Annotated in this window: 14 protein-coding genes; 5 read left to right on the top strand and 9 right to left on the bottom strand. The window is 68.6% G+C overall.

The genetic code is table 11. From position 1 onward, the window contains the following. Positions 1–4: 4 nt before the first annotated feature. The 5 genes from gcvP (at position 5) to ACQ4N9_RS06155 (ending at position 8,610) form a co-directional block, all read left to right on the top strand. The gene (gene gcvP, locus ACQ4N9_RS06135; protein WP_390971256.1) at positions 5–2,872 is read left to right on the top strand and encodes an aminomethyl-transferring glycine dehydrogenase; all 2,868 of its coding nucleotides are present in this window, start codon (positions 5–7) and stop codon (positions 2,870–2,872) included. Positions 2,873–3,051: 179 nt separating this feature from the next. Further along, on the top strand, positions 3,052–4,305 hold the full coding sequence (gene glyA, locus ACQ4N9_RS06140; protein ID WP_390971258.1) for a serine hydroxymethyltransferase: 1,254 nt from the start codon (positions 3,052–3,054) through the stop codon (positions 4,303–4,305). 27 nt (positions 4,306–4,332) lie between these two features. Beyond that, positions 4,333–5,457 carry a glycine cleavage system aminomethyltransferase GcvT gene (gcvT, locus tag ACQ4N9_RS06145; protein ID WP_390971260.1) on the top strand — a complete coding sequence of 375 codons (1,125 nt, stop codon included), beginning with the start codon at positions 4,333–4,335 and terminating at the stop codon, positions 5,455–5,457. Positions 5,458–5,471: 14 nt separating this feature from the next. Continuing rightward, complete coding sequence (gene lipA / locus ACQ4N9_RS06150; protein WP_390971262.1) at positions 5,472–6,446, top strand: lipoyl synthase; 975 nt, start codon at positions 5,472–5,474, stop codon at positions 6,444–6,446. 211 nt (positions 6,447–6,657) lie between these two features. Beyond that, positions 6,658–8,610 carry a potassium transporter Kup gene (locus ACQ4N9_RS06155; RefSeq protein ID WP_390971264.1) on the top strand — a complete coding sequence of 651 codons (1,953 nt, stop codon included), beginning with the start codon at positions 6,658–6,660 and terminating at the stop codon, positions 8,608–8,610. 16 nt (positions 8,611–8,626) lie between these two features. Here the strand turns inward: ACQ4N9_RS06155 and ACQ4N9_RS06160 are convergent, their stop codons facing one another. From ACQ4N9_RS06160 to ACQ4N9_RS06200, 9 genes are read right to left on the bottom strand one after another with little or no spacing between them, the layout of a single operon-like run. Then, positions 8,627–9,412 (bottom strand): ABC transporter ATP-binding protein, encoded by a 786-nt coding sequence (locus tag ACQ4N9_RS06160; RefSeq protein ID WP_347151389.1) that lies wholly within the window; start codon positions 9,410–9,412, stop codon positions 8,627–8,629. A gap of 11 nt (positions 9,413–9,423) precedes the next feature. Beyond that, entirely contained in the window at positions 9,424–10,179 is a 756-nt protein-coding gene (locus ACQ4N9_RS06165; RefSeq protein WP_390971266.1) for an ABC transporter permease, read from the bottom strand. Positions 10,180–10,189: 10 nt separating this feature from the next. After that, the gene (locus tag ACQ4N9_RS06170) at positions 10,190–10,945 is read right to left on the bottom strand and encodes an ABC transporter permease (protein WP_390971268.1); all 756 of its coding nucleotides are present in this window, start codon (positions 10,943–10,945) and stop codon (positions 10,190–10,192) included. Then, a complete protein-coding gene (locus ACQ4N9_RS06175; protein ID WP_390971270.1) occupies positions 10,942–12,117 on the bottom strand; it encodes an MFS transporter in 1,176 nt (391 codons plus the stop codon). The genes ACQ4N9_RS06170 and ACQ4N9_RS06175 overlap by 4 nt, the downstream gene beginning before the upstream one ends. Further along, complete coding sequence (locus ACQ4N9_RS06180) at positions 12,114–13,508, bottom strand: amidase (RefSeq protein ID WP_390971271.1); 1,395 nt, start codon at positions 13,506–13,508, stop codon at positions 12,114–12,116. Before ACQ4N9_RS06180 ends, ACQ4N9_RS06175 begins: the two co-directional genes overlap by 4 nt. Then, positions 13,501–14,916 carry an amidase gene (locus ACQ4N9_RS06185; protein ID WP_390971273.1) on the bottom strand — a complete coding sequence of 472 codons (1,416 nt, stop codon included), beginning with the start codon at positions 14,914–14,916 and terminating at the stop codon, positions 13,501–13,503. Before ACQ4N9_RS06185 ends, ACQ4N9_RS06180 begins: the two co-directional genes overlap by 8 nt. Further along, entirely contained in the window at positions 14,916–15,701 is a 786-nt protein-coding gene (locus tag ACQ4N9_RS06190; protein WP_125463769.1) for an ABC transporter permease, read from the bottom strand. The genes ACQ4N9_RS06185 and ACQ4N9_RS06190 overlap by 1 nt, the downstream gene beginning before the upstream one ends. Continuing rightward, a complete protein-coding gene (locus ACQ4N9_RS06195) occupies positions 15,698–16,480 on the bottom strand; it encodes an ABC transporter ATP-binding protein (protein WP_390971275.1) in 783 nt (260 codons plus the stop codon). The genes ACQ4N9_RS06190 and ACQ4N9_RS06195 overlap by 4 nt, the downstream gene beginning before the upstream one ends. Next, entirely contained in the window at positions 16,477–17,535 is a 1,059-nt protein-coding gene (locus tag ACQ4N9_RS06200; RefSeq protein WP_390971277.1) for an ABC transporter substrate-binding protein, read from the bottom strand. Before ACQ4N9_RS06200 ends, ACQ4N9_RS06195 begins: the two co-directional genes overlap by 4 nt. Positions 17,536–17,852: the final 317 nt, after the last annotated feature.

Here is a 17,852-nt window from a genome sequence, read left to right on the forward strand (position 1 = left end):
CGACATGATCAACGCCATCCGCTTGGGTACCGACAACGAGTTCATCCCCCGGCATATCGGCCCGCGCCAGGCCGATATCGACGCCATGCTGGCGCTTACCGGCCATGACTCGCTGGACGCCCTGATCGACAGCGTCATCCCTGCCAGCATCAAGGGCAGCAGCGTGCTCGAACTGAGCAACGGGCAGGGCGAGGCCCAAGCCCTGGCCGCGCTCAAGGCCATCGCCGGCAACAACCAGTTGTTCCGCAACCATATCGGCCAGGGCTACTACCCCTGCCACACGCCGACGGTGATCCTGCGCAACCTCCTGGAAAACCCGGCCTGGTACACCGCCTACACGCCGTACCAGCCGGAGATTTCCCAGGGCCGCCTGGAGGCACTGCTGAACTTCCAGACTCTGATCAGCGATATGACGGGCATGGAAATCGCCAACGCCTCGTTGCTCGATGAAGCCACCGCCGCCGCCGAAGCGATGACCTTCTGCAAGCGCCTGGCGAAGAACAAGGCCCCGGCCTTCTTCGCCTCGCAGCACTGCCACCCGCAGACCCTCGACGTGCTGCGCACCCGTGCCGAGCCGCTGGGCATCGAAGTGGTCATCGGTGACGAAGCGGCGCTGCACAACCAGCCGCTGGAGGGCTACTTCGGCCTGCTGCTCCAATACCCGGCCAGCACCGGCGCCATCAACGACCCGCGCAGCCTGGTGCAGCGTGCCCACGCCGCCGGTGCGCTGGTGGCGGTGGCCGCCGACCTGCTGGCGCTGACCCTGCTGACCCCGCCGGGCGAGTTCGGTGCCGACGTGGTGCTGGGCAGTGCTCAACGCTTCGGCGTGCCGCTGGGCTACGGTGGCCCGCACGCGGCGTACTTTGCCACCCGCGATCAATTCAAACGCGACATGCCCGGCCGGCTGGTCGGCGTCTCCATCGACCGCTTCGGCAAGCCGGCCCTGCGCCTGGCCATGCAAACCCGCGAGCAGCACATCCGCCGCGAGAAGGCCACCAGCAACATCTGCACCGCGCAGGTGCTGCTGGCCAATATCGCCAGCATGTACGCGGTCTACCACGGCCCCCAGGGCCTGACCCGGATCGCCCAGCGGGTGCACCGCCTGACGGCGATTCTGGTAAAGGGGTTACAACAACTTGGGCACCAGGTCGAGCAGCAGCACTTCTTCGACAGCGTCAGTGTGCTGACCGCCCAGCCCGTCGTCCAGGTGCTGGCCGCCGCCAACGGCGCGCGCCTGAACCTGCGGCTGATCGATGATGTGCGGGTAGGGGTGTCGCTGGATGAAACCTGTGAGCAGGCTGCCGTCGAGGCCCTGTGGCAGGTGTTCGCCACGCCAGGCCAGGCGCTTCCGGACTTCACCGCCCTGGCCGCCGACGCGGGCGACAGCCTGCCGGCCGCGCTGCTGCGCGAGTCGGCCTTCCTGCAGCACCCGGTGTTTAACCGCCATCACTCGGAAACCGGGCTGATGCGCTACCTGCGTGCCCTGGCCGACAAGGACCTGGCCCTGGATCGGACCATGATCGCGCTGGGCTCGTGCACCATGAAGCTCAACGCCGCCAGCGAGATGATCCCGATCACCTGGCCCGAGTTCGGCGCGCTGCACCCGTTCGCCCCGGCCGAGCAGACCCAGGGCTACCGGCAACTCACCGATGAACTGGAGGCCATGCTCTGCGCGGCCACCGGTTACGACGCCATGTCGCTGCAGCCCAACGCCGGCTCCCAGGGCGAGTACGCCGGCCTGCTGGCCATCCGTGCCTACCACGCCAGCCGTGGCCAGGCAGGGCGCGATGTGTGCCTGATCCCGTCGTCGGCCCACGGCACCAACCCGGCCACGGCGCAGATGGCCGGCCTGCGGGTGGTGGTGGTCGACTGCGATGCGCGCGGCAACGTCGATGTCGCCGACCTGCAGCGCAAGGCCGAGCAGCATTCGGCGCAGCTGGCCGCGCTGATGATCACCTACCCCTCGACCCACGGCGTGTTCGAGGACGGCATCAGCCGCATCTGCGCGATCATTCATGAGCACGGCGGCCAGGTGTACCTGGACGGCGCCAACATGAACGCCATGGTCGGCCTGTGCGCGCCGGGCAAGTTCGGTGGCGACGTGTCGCACCTGAACCTGCACAAGACCTTCTGCATCCCCCACGGCGGTGGCGGCCCCGGCGTCGGCCCGATCGGCGTCAAGGCGCACCTGGCGCCGTTCCTGCCCGGCCACGGGCATATGCCGAACAAGCACGGCGCGGTCAGCGCGGCGCCCTATGGCAGCGCGAGCATCCTGCCGATCACCTGGATGTACCTGCGCATGATGGGCGGGGCAGGGCTCAAGCGCGCCTCGCAGCTGGCGATCCTCAGCGCCAACTACATCGCCCGGCGCCTGGAGGAGCACTACCCGGTGCTCTACAGCGGCGACAACGGCCTGGTGGCCCACGAGTGCATCCTCGACCTGCGCCCCCTCAAGGACAGCAGCGGCATCAGCGTCGAAGACGTGGCCAAGCGCCTGATCGACTTCGGCTTCCACGCCCCGACCATGTCCTTCCCGGTGGCCGGCACCTTGATGGTCGAGCCGACCGAGAGCGAGTCCAAAGAGGAGCTGGACCGCTTCTGCGAGGCGATGATCTGCATCCGCGAAGAGATCCGCGCGGTAGAGAACGGCACCCTGGACCCACTCGACAACCCGCTGAAGAACGCCCCGCACACTGCCTTCGAACTGGTCGGCGACTGGCGCCACGGCTACAGCCGGGATCTGGCGGTGTACCCGCTGGCGACCCTGCGTGAAAGCAAGTACTGGCCGCCGGTGGGGCGCGTGGACAACGTCTACGGCGACCGCAACCTGGCCTGCGCCTGCCCGCCGCTGTCGAGCTACCAGGACGCCTGACGACCTTGTGCCGCCTGCATCGCCGGCAAGCCGGCTCCCACACAGATTGCGCCTCGCTCAAAGCCAGCGCTGTACCTGTGGGAGCTGGCTTGCCAGCGATGAGGCCGGTACAGGCGCCTCAAGACAATTGCTCCTGCAACCGCATGCAGGCATCCAACAGAACAACAAGGAAACCTCCCATGTTCCACAAAAGCCTGACCCTCTCCGATTTCGACCCTGCGCTGTCCGCCGCCATGCAGCGCGAAGCGCAGCGCCAGGAAGATCACATCGAGCTGATCGCCTCGGAAAACTACACCAGCCCCCAGGTGATGCAGGCCCAGGGCAGCGAGCTGACCAACAAATACGCCGAAGGCTACCCGGGCAAGCGCTACTACGGCGGCTGCGAGCACGTCGATGTGGTCGAGCAGCTGGCCATCGACCGTGCCCGCCAGCTGTTCGGCGCCGGTTACGCCAACGTCCAGCCGCACTCCGGCTCCCAGGCCAACGCCGCGGTCTACCTGGCGTTGCTGCAGGCCGGCGACACCCTGCTGGGCATGAGCCTGGCCCACGGCGGCCACCTGACCCACGGCGCCAAGGTGTCGTCCTCGGGCAAGCTGTACAACGCCGTGCAGTACGGCATCGACGCCGATGGCCTGATCGACTACGCCGAGGTCGAGCGCCTGGCCCTCGAGCACCGGCCGAAAATGATCGTCGCCGGCTTCTCCGCCTACTCCAAGACCCTGGACTTCGCACGCTTCCGGCAGATCGCCGATCTGGTCGGTGCCTACCTGTTCGTCGACATGGCCCACGTCGCCGGCCTGGTGGCCGCAGGCCTGTACCCCAATCCGCTGCCCTACGCCGACGTGGTCACCACCACTACCCACAAGACCCTGCGCGGCCCGCGCGGCGGCCTGATCCTGGCCAAGGGCGATGCGGACCTCGAGAAAAAACTCAATTCGGCGGTGTTCCCGGGCGGGCAGGGCGGGCCGCTGATGCATGTGATCGCGGCCAAGGCGGTGTGCTTCAAAGAGGCCCTGGAACCTGGTTTCAAGGCCTACCAACAGCAGGTCATCGATAACGCCCAGGCAATGGCCCAGGTGTTCCTGCAACGGGGTTTCGACGTGGTCTCCGGCGGCACCGACAACCACCTGTTCCTGCTCAGCCTGATCCGCCAGGGCATCACCGGCAAGGACGCCGACGCCGCCTTGGGGCGGGCGCACATCACGGTGAACAAGAACGCCGTGCCCAACGATCCGCAGTCGCCGTTCGTGACCTCGGGCCTGCGCATCGGCACCCCGGCGGTGACCACCCGTGGTTTCAAGGTCGAGGAGTGCCGCGCCCTGGCCAGCTGGATCTGCGACATCCTCGAGCACCTCGGCGATGCCGACGTCGAAGCCCAGGTGGCGCGCCAGGTCGGCGAGCTGTGCCAGCGCTTCCCGGTGTACCCGGCCTGAGCCCCCTTCGAACCCAAGGAGTCACCCATGTCCACACAAGAACTCCAACACACCCCGCTGCACGCCCTGCATCTGCAACTGGGCGCGCGCATGGTGCCTTTCGCCGGCTACGCCATGCCGGTGCAATACCCGCTGGGGGTGCTCAAGGAACACCTGCATACCCGTGAGCAGGCCGGCCTGTTCGATGTTTCGCACATGGGCCAGATCCGCCTGCGCGGCGCCCAGGCCGCCCAGGCCCTGGAGGCGCTGGTGCCGGTCGACATCATCGATTTGCCGGTGGGCATGCAGCGCTATGCGCTGTTCACCAACGCCGACGGCGGCATCCTCGATGACCTGATGGTGGCCAGGCTGGCCAGCGACGAGTTGTTGCTGGTGGTCAACGCCGCCTGCAAGCAGCAGGACCTGGCCCACCTGCGCCAGCAGCTGGAGGGCCAGTGCGAGGTCGAGTCGCTGTTCGCCAGCCGCGCCCTGCTGGCCCTGCAAGGGCCGGCGGCGGCCAAGGTGCTCGGGCGCCTGGCCTCGCAGGTGGGCGGCATGACCTTCATGCAGTTCACCAGCGTCAAGCTGCTGGGTGTCGATTGCTATGTCAGCCGCTCGGGCTACACCGGCGAGGACGGCTACGAAATCTCGGTGCCGGTGGAGGCGGCGGCGCTGCTGGCCCGCACCCTGCTGGCCGAACCCGAGGTCGAGGCCATCGGCCTGGGCGCCCGCGACTCGCTGCGCCTGGAGGCCGGCCTGTGCCTGTATGGCCATGACATGGAGGTGCGCACCACACCGATAGAGGCCAGCCTGGCCTGGGCGATTTCCAAGGCCCGGCGTGCCGACGGCGAGCGCGCCGGTGGTTTCCCGGGGGCTGCGCATATCCTGGCCCAGCAACGCGAGGGCGTGGCCAGCAAACGGGTCGGCCTGCTGCCCCGTGAGCGGGTGCCGGTGCGTGAAGGGGCATTGATCGTCAATGCCCGCGAGGAGGTGATCGGCCGGGTCACCAGCGGCGGCTTCGGCCCAAGCCTGGGCGGGCCGCTGGCGATGGGCTACGTGCAGAGCGAGTACACAGCGTTGCAGACCGAGGTGTTCGCCCTGGTACGCGGCAAACGGGTGCCGATGCAGGTGGTGCGCACACCCTTCGTGGCCCCCCGTTACTACCGTGGTTGAACAGGAGCCTGCCCATGACCCAGCCCCAGGCTGTCGAGACCAAGCCCCAGCCCCTGCAGGCCGGGGTGAAACTGCGTGGCGCCGAGAAGGTGGCGCGCATCCCGGTGAAGATCCTGCCCACCGAGGACATCCCGCGCAAACCCGAGTGGATCCGCGTCGAGATCGCCACCTCACCCGAGGTGGCGCGGGTCAAGGCGCTGTTGCGCAAGCACAAGCTGCACAGCGTCTGCGAAGAGGCCGCCTGCCCGAACCTGGGCGAGTGCTTCGCCGGCGGTACGGCGACCTTCATGATCATGGGCGACATTTGCACCCGCCGTTGCCCGTTCTGCGACGTCGGCCATGGCCGGCCACGGCCGCTGGACGTCGATGAACCGAAGAACCTGGCCATCGCCATTGCCGACCTGGGCCTGAAGTATGTGGTGATCACCTCGGTGGACCGCGACGACCTGCGCGACGGCGGCGCCCAGCACTTCGTCGATTGCCTGCGCGAGATCCGCCGGCTGTCGCCGGGCATCCAGCTGGAAACCCTGGTGCCCGACTACCGGGGGCGCATGGACGTGGCCCTGGCCATCACCGCGCAGGAGCCGCCGGATGTGTTCAACCACAACCTGGAAACGGTGCCGCGCCTGTACAAGGCGGCCCGGCCGGGCTCGGACTTCGAGTGGTCGCTGGATTTGCTGGAGCGCTTCAAGCAACGGGTGCCGGGCGTGCCGACCAAGTCCGGGCTGATGCTTGGCCTGGGCGAAACCGACCAGGAAGTGCTCGAGGTGATGCAGCGCCTGCGCGAGCACCAGGTCGACATGCTGACCCTGGGTCAGTACCTGCAGCCGTCGCGCAGCCACCTGCCGGTGCAGCGCTTCGTGCACCCGGACACCTTCGCCTGGTTTGCCGAGCAGGCCGTGGCGATGGGCTTCAGGAACGTGGCGTCGGGGCCGCTGGTGCGCTCGTCCTACCACGCCGAGCAACAGGCGGCGCAGGCGGTGGGGTAGATCTCGCGCTGCATGGGCCGGCCGACACTGTCGGCCGGCCTGCGCGCCCATCAGGCGCTGCGATTGGCCTGGGGGCGTGGATGCCGTGCTTTTTTACGCTCTTTTTACGGCCGGCCAGATCGCTTGCAAGGATACTGGCCGCCTCTGCTGCCCGGTCCGCAGGGCCTCAGGCAGGTAGCCGGGGGCGGAGCGGGCGCCACGCGAGGTCGTCATGCACAGGGAGGGCAGGCGCTTTCCACCCGCCAGCCCAGAGACGTCATCCGTGAGCCAGAGCGTTACCGCTGCAATACCAACCCATCCCGGCAAGACCACCGCAATCGGCACCCTCGTTGCCGCGGTCGGCGTGGTGTATGGCGACATCGGCACCAGCCCGCTGTACACCCTCAAGGAAGTCTTCGCCGGCCACTACGGCGTCCAGGCCAATACCGTCGGCGTGCTCGGCGTATTGTCGCTGGTGTTCTGGTCGTTGATCTGGGTGGTGTCGATCAAGTACGTGCTGTTCATTCTGCGCGCCAGCAACCAGGGCGAGGGCGGCATCATGGCCCTGACTGCACTGGCGCACCGGGCCGCGGCGCCCTATGCGCGCCTGAGTAAGGTGCTGGTGCTGCTGGGGCTGTTCGGCGCCGCATTGTTCTACGGCGACAGCATGATCACCCCGGCGATATCGGTGCTCTCGGCGGTGGAAGGCTTGCAACTGGCCTTCGACGGCATCGAGCACTGGGTGGTGCCGTTGTCGGTGGTAGTGCTGGTGGCGCTGTTCGTCATTCAGAAGCACGGCACCGCGCGCATCGGCATCCTGTTCGGGCCGATCATGGTGCTGTGGTTCGTCGTGCTCGGGGCGCTTGGCGTGCATGGCATCGCCCAGCGCCCCGAGGTGCTGCAGGCGCTCAATCCGGCCTGGGCGGTGCAGTTCTTCGTGGCGCACCCGGGCATGGGCGTGGCCATCCTCGGCGCCGTGGTGCTGGCGTTGACCGGCGCCGAAGCGCTGTACGCCGACATGGGGCACTTCGGCCGCAAGCCCATCGCCAGGGCCTGGTTCCTGCTGGTGCTGCCGGGCCTGGTGCTGAACTACTTTGGCCAGGGCGCGTTGATCCTCGGCAACCCGGACGCGGTGCGCAACCCGTTCTATCTGCTCGCCCCCGACTGGGCCCTGCTGCCCATGGTCGGGCTCGCCACGCTGGCCACCATCATCGCCTCCCAGGCAGTGATTTCCGGCGCCTTCTCCCTGACCCGCCAGGCCATTCAGCTCGGCTATGTGCCGCGCATGTTCATCCAGCACACCTCCAGCGAAGAGCAGGGGCAAATCTACATCGGCATGGTCAACTGGGCGTTGATGGTCGGCGTGGTACTGCTGGTGGTGGGTTTCGAGTCGTCCAGTGCACTGGCCGCCGCCTATGGCGTTGCGGTGACCGGCACCATGCTGATCACCACCTTGCTGGCCTCGGCGGTGGTGCTGTTGCTGTGGAAAACGCCACGCTGGTTGGCGATCCCGCTGTTGCTGGGCTTCCTGCTGGTAGACAGCCTGTACTTTGCCGCCAACGCCCCGAAGATCCTGCAAGGCGGTGCGTTCCCGGTGATCGCCGGGGTTGCCCTGTTCGTGCTGATGACCACCTGGAAGCGTGGGCGCCGGCTCATCGTCGAGCGCCTCGACGAAGGCGCGCTGCCGCTCGACCTGTTCATCGCCAGCCTGCAGTACCAGCCACCCCACCGAGTCACGGGCACGGCGGTGTTCCTCAGCGCCAGGCCCGAAGCGGTGCCGCACGCGCTGTTGCACAACCTGCTGCACAACCAGGTCTTGCACGAGCAGGTGGTGCTGCTGACTGTGGTGTTCGAGGACCAACCGCGGGTCAGTGTGGGCAAGCGTTTCGAGGTCGAAGCGTTCGGTGAGGGCTTCTTCCGCGTAAGCCTGCATTTCGGTTTCATGGAAGAGCCCAACGTGCCGCTGGCCCTGAGCCGCTGCCAGCGCGACGATCTTGAGTTCGCCGCCATGCGCACCACCTATTTCCTCAGCCGGGAAACCGTCATCGCCAGCAAGCGCATGGGCATGGCCAGGTGGCGTGAGCACCTGTTCGCGTTCCTGCTCAAGAATGCCAACAGCAACCTCAAGTACTTCCAGCTGCCGCTGAACCGGGTGATCGAGCTCGGGACCCAGGTCGAGATGTAAGCAGGTCGGGCTCTGTTCAGTGCCCGACCAACTCCCCCAGCAAGCGTTGCTTGAAGCCCTGCAGCAGCGCACTGTCGCGCTGCCGTGGGTGCGGCAGGTCGATGCGCAGGTCCTCGCGGATGCGCCCCGGGTGGGCATCCAGCACGATCACCCGGTCGCCCAGGTACAGTGCCTCTTCGATGTCGTGGGTGACCATGATCACCGTGCAGCGCTCCTGCACCCAGATCCGCTGCAGCTCCTGTTGCAGCCGCACCCGGGTCAGGGCGTCAAGGGCGCCGAGGGGCTCGTCGAGCAGCAGCACCTTGGGTTTGTTGACCAGTGCCCGGGCAATCGCGGCGCGCTGGGCCATGCCACCGGAGAGCTGGTGCGGGTAGGCGCTCTCAAAGCCGGTGAGGCCCACCAGGTCGATGTGCTCGGCCACCAGGCGGGCTTTTTCGGCGGCGGGCAGGGCGTGGTTCTTCAGGGCCAGGGCGATGTTCTGCTGCAAGGTCATCCACGGGAACAAGCGATGGTCCTGGAACACGATGCCGCGCTCCAGGCCCGGGCCGCGCACCGGCTGCTGGTCGAGCAGGATCTGCCCTTGATAGTCCTGGTCGAGGCCGACGACCAGCCGCAGCAGGGTGGACTTGCCGCAGCCACTGGCGCCGAGAATGCTGACGAACTCGCCGGGGCGGATGTCCAGGTCGATGCCTTCAAGCACCGGCACCTGTTGGCCCTTGAGCGGGTAGCACTTGCTCAGGCCACGGATGGACAGCGCGCCGGTGGCGGTGCTGGGGTCAAGCTTGGGAGCGATGGCGTTCATGGTCGGGCCTTTCAAGGGGTCGGGTGGCCGCGCAGCAGGCGGCGGGCGAGGAGGGTGCAGAGCCAGGACATCACGTAGCCGCACAAGCCGATGCACAGCACGCAGACCAGGATGATCTCCATGCGCGCGCCGGCCTCGGCGTTCATCATCAGGCTGCCCAGGCCGGCACCGGAGGCCAGGAACAGCTCGCTGCCCACCGCCGTCACCCAGGCGAAGGCCAGGGCCTGCAGCACGCCGGCGGCCATGCCCGGCAAGGCGGCCGGCAGCAGGATCAGGCGCAGTTGCTGGCTGCGGCTGAGCATCAGCACCCGGGCCGCCTCGCGGTGCTGGCCCTCGACCTGGCGCAGGCTTTCGAAGGTATTGAGCACCATCGGGTACAACGCCGCGAGGCTGACGATAAGCAGCTTGGCGCTTTCACCGTTGCCCAGCCACAGGGCGATCAAAGGGATCCAGCCAAGCATCGGCACCTGGCGCAGGGCGTGGAACAAGGGTGCGATCAGGCGGTTGGCCAGGCCGGACAGGGCCATCAGCGCACCCAGTGCGGTGCCGGCGACGATCCCTACGGCCAGGCCAATGCAGGTACGCAGCAGGCTCGCCCACAGGTTGACCAGCAGCTCGCCATTGCCCAGCAGTTCGGCCAGGGCCGCGCCCACCTGGGCCAAGGGTACGAAGGCGTAGGCGCCGGCAGTGCTCTGGCGCGAGGCATATTCCCAGGCGGCCAGCAGCAGTAACGGCAGCAGCAGGCCACGCAGTGCGTTCAGTTTCATCAGCAGCTCCTTAGCGGCTTTGCCAGCCGGACAAGCGTCGTTCGACCCGGCGCAGGCCGACATCCAGGGTGAAACCGATCACCCCGGTGACCACCACCCCGACCATCACCACATCGATGCGCAGCATCTGCCGGCCCATCTCGATCATCTGCCCCAGGCCGCTGTCGGCGGCCAGCAGCTCGCAGGCCACCAGCACCACCCAGGCGCGGGTCAGGGCAATGCGCAGGCCGGTGACGATGCCCGGCGTGGCGGCGGGCAGGGCCACACTCAGCAGCAGGCTGTACCAGGGCAGGCGATACACCCGGGCCACTTCCAGGTAGCGCTGGGGGATGTGGCGCACCGTCTCGGCGGTGGCCAGGGCCACCGGGAAGAACACGGTCAGGGCGACTATCGCGACCTTGAACAGCTCTTCGATGCCGAACAGCAGCACGAACATCGGGATCAGCGCCAGGCTGGGGAGCTGGCGCAGGGTATGGAACAGCGGCGCGCAATAGGCCTCGACCCGCGCTGACAATGCCAGCGCCAGGCCGAAGCCCAGGCCCGCCGCACTGCCAAAGGCGAAGCCCTGGGCCAGGCGCAGCAGGCTGAAAGCCAGGTGTTCAGGCAGCTCACCACTGGCGCACAGTTCAACAAAGGTCTGCCAGACCGCTGCCGGCGCGATCAGCAGGTTGGCCGGGAACAGCCCGGCGCTGGCCGCCCAGTGCCAGGCCAGCAACAGCAACAGCGGTGAAGCCAGGCCGCTCAGGCGGTAGCCGATACGCTTCATGCCACCACCTCCTGTACCTGCTGGCGTGGTTGCCGGCAGCACCAGGCCACCAGCAGCAACAGCGGGATCCAGCACAGGAACAGGTTGGCCAGGCCGGCGAAGTGGCTGATCGCGCCACCCAGCAGGGCGCCGCCGAAGCTGCCGGCCATCGACGCCAGGTTGAACAGGCCGGAGAGCTTGCTGCTGTCCTCGCGGCGCTGGCTCAGGCGAGCCATGTTGACCAGGTGCACCGTCGCCGTGGCCAGGCTCACCAGCACCGCCGCCAGCACCAGCCAGCCGTAGCCATGGCCCAGGCCGCACACCAGCAGGGCCGTGATCGCCAGCACCAGGCCCAGGGCATAGGCGCGGCCCGGGCTGGTCGAGCGCAACACCCGGCCGAGGCCGAACAGGGCAAGCACCGCGAACAGCGCTTCGATCATCACCAGGCTCACCGCATGGCCCTGAGGCACGCCGCCTTCCAGGGCCAGGAGGATGATGAAGGTGGTGAACAGGCTGGTGGTGGCGCTGTTGCTCAGCTCCACGGTGCAGCTCTGGCGGATGCTGCGCTCGCCCAGCAGCTGGCGGACCTGGGCCAGCATGCCGCTGGCCGGGGCCGCGGCACTTGGGCTGGCATCGCCGACGCCCTCCCAGAAGCGCAGGCTGTACAGCGCCATGCCGGCGAAGCTGGCGGCAATCAGCATGAAGGCCAGGGAGAACGCGCCGCGCTCGCTGAAGGCATTGCCCAGCAGCGGGCCGAGCAGGCCCAGGCCCAGGGTCAGGGCGCCGCGGTACCAGCCGGCCTTGTCGGTGCCCAGGTGCTTGAGCTGGCGCAGGAAGCTGCCGTTCATGGCGACGATGCGAAACGGGATGAACAAGCCGATCAGCAGCTGCCCCAGGGCCAGCCACCACCAGGCGGCATACAGCGGGATCGCCAGGTTGACCAGCATCGGCCCGAGGCTGGACAGGGCGTACACCCGGCGCGCGCCGAAACGGGCGATGACGAAGCCGGCGGGCAAGGTCAGGAACAGCATGCCCAGGGCCTCCATCGCCGCGATGACGCCGATTTGCCAGGCGTCGGCGCCCAGCGCCAGGGCGTACAGGGTGATGACGATCTTGGCCATGCCCACGGTGGCGCCGCTGACCAGCGCCAGCAGCAGGAAGCGAGGCAGAAAACCGCTTGCAGGGTGACTCATGGCAGCCAGCGCCCCAGGTCCGGCGTGCCCCAGGGCAGGCGCTGTTGCAGGTGCGCGGCGACCCGCAGCAGGCGGTCCTCGGCGTACCACGGGCCAACTAGCTGCACCCCCAGCGGCCAGCCTTCGCGGCTGAGCCCGGCGGGCAGGCTCAGGGCCGGGTGGCCGCTGAGGTTGAACGGGTGCAGGTAGTGAATCCAGTCGAAGTCGCCGTCCGTGCCGTCGGCGGCCAGCGGCGGCGCCGACAGGGCCGGCGTGAGCAGCACGTCGACCGCTGCGAACAGCCCCTGGATACGCCGCAGCAGGCGGGTCCGGGCGAACTGCGCGTGCTGCAGTTCATCGGCGCTCAGTTGCGGCAGGCGGGCGTCCAGCCAGCCGCGAAAACCTGGGTCGAGCTGATCGGCCTGGGCCGGGTAGCGCTCGCCGAGGAAGCGGCGCTTGAGGGCCAGCACCGTGGGCTCGAAGGCAGCGCCGCTGTCGCTCAGGTCCAGGCGATGCTGTTCTACCGTGGCGCCGGCCTCGCGCAGGGCGTTGGCCACGCGCTCGCCGGCCTGCAGCACCTGGGCATCGGCCGGGCCTTTGCCAACCTCCGGCAACCAGGCGACCCGCAAACCGCGCAGGTCGCCGTCGGCCCGGGCGGCGTCGTGCAGTGCCCGCCGGGGAACGCGCAACGACCAAGGGTCCCTGGGGTCGGGGCCGATCAAGACCTCCAGTGCCAGTGCGGCATCCGCCACGCTGCGGGTCAGGGTGCCCTGATGGCCAAGGGCGTTGAACAGGTCGAGGGCATGCACCTGGGGGATCGCCCCGAGGGTCGGCTTGATGCCGAGCACGCCGCAGCAGCTGGCGGGGATGCGCACGGAGCCGGCAATGTCGGTACCCACGGCAATCGCCCCGGCGCCCACCGCCACCGCTGCCGCCGCGCCACCGCTGGAGCCGCCGCTGGTGCGGCTGGGGTCCCAGGGGTTGCGGGTGATGCCGAACAGGCGGCTATCGGTGCTGGCCTTGGCGCCGAACTCCGGCATGGTGGTGGTGCCCAGCAGGATGCCCCCGGCGTTACGCAGGCGCTGCACGCTGGGGTCGTCGGCGCTGGCGACGTGGTCGCGGTAGAGCGCCGAGCCGAAGGTCTGTGGCGCGCCGGCCACCGGGATCTGCTCCTTGACCGTGAACGGCACGCCCAGCAGCGCCGGCAGCTCACCGCCGGCCCGGTAGCGGCGCTCGGCCTCCAAGGCCGAGGCCCGGGCGCGTTCGCGGTCCTGCCAGGTGAACAGGCGCAGGTGCGGGTCGATGGCGTCGATGCGGGCGAAACTCTGGTCGATCAGCTCGACCGGTGACAGCGCACCACTGCGCAGAAGGCTGACCTGTTCGGCGACGGGCAGCAGGGTCGGGTCAGGCATCGAAAGGCTCCAGGTCGGGGTGGCGGTCGGTGAGCGCGAGCAGGGCTTCCAGTTCGGCCGCCACTTTCAGCAGCGGGCCGTCGGCGTACCAGGGCGCGATCAGTTGCAGGCCCACCGGCAGGCCATCGGCGCTGAAACCGGCGGGCAGGCTCAAGGCCGGGTGGCCGCTGAGGTTGAACGGGTACAGGTAGTCGATGTAATGGCGCGCCTGTTGCGCGCCTTCGCTGTTGCCGGCCAGGCCCGCTTCGGCGGCGATGGGCGGCCGGGTCAGGGTAGGGCTGGCGAGGAAGTCGAAGTCTGCGAACAGCGCCTGGACCCGGCCAAACACCCGGTTGCGCGCTTCGCCGGCATCGCCCAGGGCTTGCCAGTCGATGTCGGCGCTGCGCTCCAGGCGCTGGCGGTACACCGGGTCGAACAGCGCGGCGTCTGCGGCCAGGCGCGGGGCGTAGCGGGCGTGGTGCTGGCTGGAGACCAGAATGCCGAAGCGCTCGGCATCGCCGTGCAGGTCGAAGTCGATGCGGCTGACCTGGGCGCCGAGGGCACGCAACCGATCCAGGGCTTGCAGGCCAATGGCGATGACCTGCGGATCGACGTCCGGGATGGGCAGGTCGAGCCAGGCGATGCGCACCCCGTCCAGGCGCCCGTCGGGTTGCGCCTGACGGGCATAGTCCTGGCTCACAAGGCCCAGCGACCATGGATCGCGCGGGTCGGCGCCGGCCAGCAGCTCCAGGGCCAGGGCGTTGTCGGCGACCGTGCGGGTCAGCGGCCCGATGTGGGCCAGCTGGGCGAAGCCATCGACGGCCTCCACCACCGGGATCACCCCGAGGGTGGGCTTGAGCCCGACCAGGTGGCAGCAGGATGCCGGGATGCGCACCGAGCCCGCCACGTCGGTGCCCAGCGCCAGCGGGCCGATGCCGGCCGCGACTGCGCCGGCCGAACCGCCGCTGGAGCCGCCCGGGGTGCGCGCGGGGTCCCAGGGGTTGCGGCTGACGCCATGCAGGGGGCTGTCGGTGGTGGCCTTGGTGCCGAACTCCGGCATGGTGGTGATACCCACCACGATCGCCCCCGCAGCGCGCAGGCGCTGGACCGCGACGTTGTCTTCGCGGGCGTGGTTGTCTTTATACAGTCGCGAACCGAAGGTCTGCGGCGCACCCGCCACGCCGAGGTTGTCCTTGATCGACACCGGCACCCCGTGCAGCGGGCCGACGCTGCGGCCCTCGCGGTAGTCGGCGGTGGCCTGGCGGGCTTGGGCAAGGGCGTGCTCGCGGTCGAGCCAGGTGAACAGGCGCAGCGTCGGGTCGAGCCGGTCGATGCGGGCGAACACCTGCTCGATCACTGCCAGCGGCGACAGTTCAAGCTGGCGATAGGCCCGGGTCAGCCCGGCGATATCCAGGTACAGGGCGCTCATCAGCGGTCTCCCGAGTCGGTGGTGGCATGGCTGCCACGGGTCCAGAAAATCACCCGCCGCTCAAGCCAGCGCACCAGTTGCGAACCGGCCACCCCGAGCAGGGCGAGCAGCAGCACGGCGGCGAACATCAGCGGCATGTTCATGTTTACCGAGGCGGCCTGGACCAGAAAGCCAAGGCCGCCCTGGGCGGCGAGGAACTCGGCCACCACCGCGCCGATCAGCGCCAGCGACACGGCGATCTGCAGGCCGGCGAAGATGTCGCCGGCGGCGGCCGGCAGCTTGACGTGGAAGAACAGGTAGGCGCGTGACGCACTGAACGCCCGGCAGGCGTCGAGCAGGTCCGGGTCGGCGCGGCGGATGCCGGAGAAGGTATTGACGAACAGCGGGAAGAAGCAGGTGAGGGCGACGATGATCAGTTTCGAGGTGTGCTCGAAGCCGAACCACACCAGGATCAGCGGCGCCAGCGCCACCTTGGGCGCCGATTGCAGGGCCAGCAGCAAGGGGTAGCAGAAGCGTTCGAACAGCGTCGATTCCGAAAGCAGGGCGCCCAGCAGCAAGGCCAGCGCCGAGCCGCACAGAAAACCGCCGAGCACCTCGCCGAGGGTGATCCACACATGCTTGAGCAGGTCGCCCTGGTGCACGCCCTGCCACAGGGCCAGCAGCACGTCGCGGGGCGAGGCGAGGATGTAGTCGGGCACGCCGAACAGGCTGATCGCCAGCTGCCAGGCGAGCAACAGCAGCAGGGTCGAGATCAAGGGGTAGGCGAAAGCGGGAAGGCGGCTCATGGGCTGAAGTACCTGCGCAGGTGTTGGCTGAGTTCGATGAAGCGGGGCGCGGCCAGGGTGTCTAGGGTGCGCGGGCGCGGCAGGTCGATGGCGAGGTTCTCGACGATGCGCCCGGGGCGCGCCGACATCACCAGTACCCGGTCGGAGAGGAACACCGCTTCGGCGATGCTGTGGGTGATGAACAGCACCGACTTCGCCTGGGCCTGCCAGATGCGTTGCAGCTCCAGCATCAGGTGTTCGCGGGTCATGGCGTCGAGGGCGGCAAAGGGCTCGTCCATCAGCAGCAGCTGCGGGTCGTGCAGCAGCATGCGGGCGATGCCGACCCGCTGCTGCATGCCGCCGGACAGCTCGAACGGGTAGTTGTCGGCGAACGCCGCCAGCCCGACCAGCTCCAGCACCTGCTCGGCCCGCGCGGCGGCCTGGGCCTTCGGCAAGCCGAGGGTCTGGGCCGGCAGCAGCACGTTGGCGCGCACGCTTTTCCACGGCAGCAGGTTGGGTTTCTGGAACACCACGCCGGTCTCCCGGCGCGGCGCGCTGATCGGGGTGCCGTCGAGCAGCAGCTCGCCCTGGCTGGCCGGCAGCAGGCCGGCGACCAGTTTGAGCAGGGTCGATTTACCGCAGCCCGAGGGGCCGAGGATGGAGACGAATTCGCCGCGGCCGATGCGCAGATCCACCCCGGCCAGGGCGTCGATCGGGCCGCGCCGGCTGGCGTAGCGCACGCCGACGTCGCGGGCGCTGAGCACGCTGTCGGCCAGGTGGGGGAAGATGGCCTGGTTCATTGGGCCGCCTTGGCGCGGGCGTCGAGGGCTGCGTGGTCATAGTCGGTGAAGGACGCGGCCAACTGGTTGGAGAACAGCGCCGGCAGGTCCAGCGCGATGCCCTTGAAGTAGCCCTGGCCCTGCATGGCCGCCAGGTAGCCGGTAATGCGCGCGTGGTCGAAGCGGCCCTGGCTGGCGGCCGGGTCGGCTTCGATCAACTGCAGGCGCCGGCTCAGCAGGGTGATCGCGTCGGCCTCGTTGTTGACCAGCGCGCCTTGGCTCGGCCGGGTTTGCGGGTACTGCTGCCACACCGCGCGCACGCAGAACGCTGGGTTGGCCACGCAGGCCCGCTGCCCTTGGTTGTAAGCGCGGCCGAAGCGGGCCAGCAGCTCGGGCTGCTCGCGCAGGGTGTCGGCATGGGTGATGAAAACCCCGGCGCCCAGGCCACGGAAGGCGTCCGGGTAGTGCAGGCGGCGCAGCTTGAAGCCGGTCAGCTCGAACATGTCGTTCCAGCTGTCGTTGAAATTCAGCGCGTCGATACGCTGGCTGCGCAGGGCGTGGAAGCCCGCGCCGAGCACGCCGACGGCGGAGAAGGTGAAGTCCTGTTCGCCGATGCCTACCGACTTGAGCACCGCGCGGGTGGTGTCCACCTGCGGCCAGTTCAGCGCCCCGGTGCCGACCCGCTTGCCCTTGAGGTCTTCCAGGCGCTGGATGTTCGAGTCAGCGGCGACGGCGAACTCGAAGGTCTGCGGCAGCAGGTTGTAGAAGAAGGCGATGGGCAGCGTCTTGCCGGGGTTCTGCTGGTAATAGTTGAGGATCGGCTCGGGCAGGCCCACTGCCAGGGTCACCCGTTTGCTGGTCAGGGCGGGCAGGGTGTCGGTGATCTCGAAGGCTTCGACGTCGAGGTTGGCGTCCTTGAACAGGCCCAGGGCCTGGGCGGCGGCGAAGGGCGCCAGGCTGACCACGTTCGGCGCCGGGCCGAGGCCGACCTTGACAGTGTCGGCTGCCTGGCTGGAAAGGCTGGCCAACGCCAGGGCGAGGGCACTGAGGGTGGTGCGCACGGTAGTCGGGGTCATGGCGGGCTTTCCGGGAATGTCTTGAGGCTGAGATAGCAGGTTGCATGCCAGGCCCTGTGGGCGCGGGCAAAGCCTCGCCGTTGCTGGGCTGTGGCGTTGGATTGGGGTGGCGTTGGTGCGGGGTTGCTGCTGGGGCAGCAGGTGCCGGGCGCCGGGGTGTTGCTCCAGCAGCAGCGGTGGGAGCAACTGTCTGTTATTGCCTGTTCGGGCCTCATCGCTGGCAAGCCAGCTCCCACAGGTTTTCCAGCGTCCTTATGGGAGCTGGCAACTCAGTTCCCACAGGTTTTCCAGCGTCGTTGTGGGAGCTGGCAAGTCAG

It is taken from the genome of Pseudomonas sp. ES1 (genome assembly GCF_050586605.1).
GTDB classification, from domain to species: Bacteria; Pseudomonadota; Gammaproteobacteria; order Pseudomonadales; family Pseudomonadaceae; genus Aquipseudomonas; species Aquipseudomonas sichuanensis.

What these genes read in the sequence shown, in the direction of transcription:
- gcvP (WP_390971256.1), top strand. Translation starts at nt 5, where the DNA reads ATGATCAACGCCATCCGCTTGGGTACCGACAACGAGTTCATCCCCCGG.
- glyA (WP_390971258.1), top strand. Translation starts at nt 3,052, where the DNA reads ATGTTCCACAAAAGCCTGACCCTCTCCGATTTCGACCCTGCGCTGTCC.
- gcvT (WP_390971260.1), top strand. Translation starts at nt 4,333, where the DNA reads ATGTCCACACAAGAACTCCAACACACCCCGCTGCACGCCCTGCATCTG.
- lipA (WP_390971262.1), top strand. Translation starts at nt 5,472, where the DNA reads ATGACCCAGCCCCAGGCTGTCGAGACCAAGCCCCAGCCCCTGCAGGCC.
- ACQ4N9_RS06155 (WP_390971264.1), top strand. Translation starts at nt 6,658, where the DNA reads ATGCACAGGGAGGGCAGGCGCTTTCCACCCGCCAGCCCAGAGACGTCA.
- ACQ4N9_RS06160 (WP_347151389.1), bottom strand. Translation starts at nt 9,412, where the DNA reads ATGAACGCCATCGCTCCCAAGCTTGACCCCAGCACCGCCACCGGCGCG.
- ACQ4N9_RS06165 (WP_390971266.1), bottom strand. Translation starts at nt 10,179, where the DNA reads ATGAAACTGAACGCACTGCGTGGCCTGCTGCTGCCGTTACTGCTGCTG.
- ACQ4N9_RS06170 (WP_390971268.1), bottom strand. Translation starts at nt 10,945, where the DNA reads ATGAAGCGTATCGGCTACCGCCTGAGCGGCCTGGCTTCACCGCTGTTG.
- ACQ4N9_RS06175 (WP_390971270.1), bottom strand. Translation starts at nt 12,117, where the DNA reads ATGAGTCACCCTGCAAGCGGTTTTCTGCCTCGCTTCCTGCTGCTGGCG.
- ACQ4N9_RS06180 (WP_390971271.1), bottom strand. Translation starts at nt 13,508, where the DNA reads ATGCCTGACCCGACCCTGCTGCCCGTCGCCGAACAGGTCAGCCTTCTG.
- ACQ4N9_RS06185 (WP_390971273.1), bottom strand. Translation starts at nt 14,916, where the DNA reads ATGAGCGCCCTGTACCTGGATATCGCCGGGCTGACCCGGGCCTATCGC.
- ACQ4N9_RS06190 (WP_125463769.1), bottom strand. Translation starts at nt 15,701, where the DNA reads ATGAGCCGCCTTCCCGCTTTCGCCTACCCCTTGATCTCGACCCTGCTG.
- ACQ4N9_RS06195 (WP_390971275.1), bottom strand. Translation starts at nt 16,480, where the DNA reads ATGAACCAGGCCATCTTCCCCCACCTGGCCGACAGCGTGCTCAGCGCC.
- ACQ4N9_RS06200 (WP_390971277.1), bottom strand. Translation starts at nt 17,535, where the DNA reads ATGACCCCGACTACCGTGCGCACCACCCTCAGTGCCCTCGCCCTGGCG.